The following is a 743-nucleotide window of genomic DNA, read 5'->3' on the forward strand; positions in this document are numbered from 1 at the left end:
CGCTGCTGCTGGAGCGGCTGCGGGAAGGCGGCTCGGAAGGGCTTCATAAATCATTTGACTTGTAAGGGGGGCGGCGCTGTGGCGGAGAAAAAAACCCGGGAGGAAATCGGGCTTGAAATTCTGCGGGCGGCCCAGAGCGAGCTGTATCTGAATTTCCCTTATCTGGACGCGGCGCTGAGCGGTCTTGCGTTCCTTCCGGCAAACGGGATGACGCTGGCCATTGCCACCGACGGGGAAATACTGTATTACGATGCGGACTACCTCTCCGAGCGCTTTTTGCGGGGCGCGGAGAGTATCAACCGGGCGTACCTCCACACGATTCTACATTGCCTGCTGCGCCATCTTGCCAAAAAACAGGACCGGGAACCGGAGCTGTGGGACTTGAGCTGCGATGTCGCTGTGGAGAGTATTTTGGACGGGCTGGCCAGCCCCTGCCTTGGAATTGCCCCCGCACCCATGCGCCGCAGTCTGTACGGAAGCCTGCGGGAGCATATGAAGGTGCTCACCGCCGAGGGGATTTACCGGGAACTATTGCGCCGGGACCTGCCGGAATACGAGCGTGCGCGGCTCCAGCGGGAATTTTTTGCCGACGACCACGGGCTTTGGGACCCGCAGGGGAAGAAGGATCAGGAGCGCAATGAGCGTCAGGACCAGAAGTGGAGTGCCGCGTCGGAGCGGGCGCAGACGGGGATGGAAACGGTGCTGGCGGGCAGGGCCGTGGGCGGTGAGGCGGTGTACGAGCA

The 743-nt window shown here is 62.0% G+C and carries 1 protein-coding gene; it reads left to right on the forward strand.

Translation table 11 applies throughout. The annotated features are described in order from the left end of the window. Nucleotides 1-78: 78 nt before the first annotated feature. Nucleotides 79-743, forward strand: a 665-nt coding sequence (locus tag B2W96_RS03015; protein WP_414692956.1) for a DUF2201 family putative metallopeptidase, incomplete at its 3' end; no start/stop codon positions are given.

The organism is Oscillibacter sp. UBA6647 (genome assembly GCA_002455655.1).
Taxonomy (GTDB): domain Bacteria; phylum Bacillota; class Clostridia; order Oscillospirales; family Oscillospiraceae; genus Oscillibacter.